The sequence below is a fragment of the Priestia sp. P5_B4 genome, assembly GCF_056400385.1.
The window spans coordinates 1-2,132 of record NZ_JBFULJ010000669.1; the positions used below are offsets into that span (position 1 = coordinate 1).

1 protein-coding gene and 2 pseudogenes are annotated in these 2,132 nt (G+C 31.4%); 1 reads left to right on the forward strand and 2 read right to left on the reverse strand.

The genetic code is table 11. The features are described from left to right. Positions 1–275 (forward strand): annotated as a pseudogene (locus AC1DRF_RS24475) (helix-turn-helix domain-containing protein); the annotation flags it as partial. Between the two features lie 297 nt (positions 276–572). Here the strand turns inward: AC1DRF_RS24475 and AC1DRF_RS24480 are convergent. After that, positions 573–1,808: an MFS transporter gene (locus AC1DRF_RS24480; protein ID WP_477741919.1), complete on the reverse strand. Its 1,236-nt coding sequence runs from the start codon at positions 1,806–1,808 to the stop codon at positions 573–575. Between the two features lie 20 nt (positions 1,809–1,828). Continuing rightward, positions 1,829–2,132: pseudogene (locus tag AC1DRF_RS24485) on the reverse strand (HesA/MoeB/ThiF family protein); the annotation flags it as partial.

Sequence of the window (2,132 nt, forward strand, 5' to 3'; positions counted from 1 at the left end):
GGATTACACCACAAGAAGAGAAAGAGCAATTTTTGATTGAAATTAAACCAGTATTACTGACGGAATCAGCACAAGAAATCGTTGAGTTATTAGAGTCGGTTCTTGTTTCAGGGAAAATTAACAAGCGTAGCCGTGGCATTTATATTGATAGCGATTTGGAAGTAATACGAGTGAAAGTAACAAGTGATTTGAAGGAAGAATTGCAGAAAAAAGCAAAAGAATTAGGTAAAAAAAATGTGGAAGAATTGTTATTATATGCAGTAGAAAAATTATAAAATGAACTAAGAATAGCACAGAATAAGGCAAGCCAACAAGAATGGCTTGCCTTTACAAATAAAGAAGGTATCTACTTTAAATTTATCTTATATGCAGAACAAGTTTACATATAACGTATTTTCGGTATAAAAAAGATTTTTGTTTGTATATCAGATACATATTTGGATTGAAAATTAAAAACCCCTATTAACCATATGTTAAAGGGGTTCTTACTTATTGTTTAAACTCCAAGTATGAAGTTCTTATAGAAGAATACACTAAATATGAATATGTTTCAAGTCAACCCAAGTAATTATCTACTTGTTGCTACTATTAATAGGTTGATCTATAGATTGTTGGGTCTCAAATAGAGAAGTCTTAATTCCGATTAAAGACGCCACGATCGTTAGGATGCCTGCTGAAATAAAAATTAAAGAGACGCTAATATATTCAGCTGCAACACCTGCTAACATTCCACTAATCGGTAAAGCTAAAAAAGCTAACATACGAGTTGAGCTAATTACTCTTCCCAATAAGACTGATGGTACAATCTCTTGCCTAAGGGTAAACCAATTAATCGCCAATAATGTTACAGAACCGACAATTACAATTCTACATAATATCAACAAAATAACTGCAGTATTTGAAAAAGTAAGGATAGTTTGTCCTAAACCTATTATCACTCCACAATAGATAATTATATTTCCTCGCGGTAATTTATTTAGTTTATTTGCAGCATAGATTGCTACAAATGAACCTAAGGTTTGTAGGGAAAATATTAAACCAATATACTGTGCCGACAAATGTAAATTATCCTTTAGATGAAACATAAATAAAGCTTCCATAGCGCCATAACCCACATTAATTAAGAATATGAGAATAGTCCCTATCAAAATCTTTTTAGTATTTATAACGTATTTAACTCCTTCAGCTATCGAATTCATTATAGAACTATTAACTGGATTCTGGCTTTTATATTTCTTAGTTATTAAGCTAATGAATATTCCAGAAAGAAAATACGTGAAAAAATTAAAATATAACAAGTTATGAGTTCCAACCAAAGCAATTAAAATGCCTGCTATTGAAGGGCCTGCAAAGGTTGTAATTGTCTCTGATAACTTGAATAAAGAGTTACCCTGTATTAAATTTTCACCTTCTAAAATTTCTGGTATGACTGATTCAAAACTTGGATGATAAAATGCACTGACAGCTGATATTAAAAAAGCTACCATATATACAATCCATATATCTAACACGTTTATCGAAGCTGCAAGAGGTATGATAATAATTAAAATGGCTGATAAAATATCACCTATTAATAAAATGTATTTCTTACTTATACGATCAGCTAAGGCTCCGCCTAACAAACTAAATAATACTTGAGGCGTAATTTCTAAAACAAATGTTAATGCCATTAAACTTGGTGATTTAGTCAAATCATATACTAATAAAGGCAGTGCGATTTGAAAAAAAGACGTGCCCAACTTACTTGTTGTGGCACTTAAAAATAAGCATAAAAAATCTCTGTTCTTTAGTACTTCATAAGATTTCAACATTTACCCTCCCATAATAATTATTTATCTACTGTTACAGGTGCGGAATGGCAAACTGGACAATCCTCTTTCTTATTCCACTCTGAAATAGGGTAAGTTTGATATGTAAGGAAATTTAATTCCATCATTTTCCCTAATGATGTTGGGGTTTGAATGCCTGTTACCAACCCTAAAAATTCATTTACAATAGCACCAGCCAACATAGCTACATTAGGACTAATCGCAGCATTATTTCGTTGAAAATTTATCTGATGCATACTATCAAGTTGCTTATTAACTATAACATCACTTTCAATTATGGTTTGTTTATGACACTCTACACAC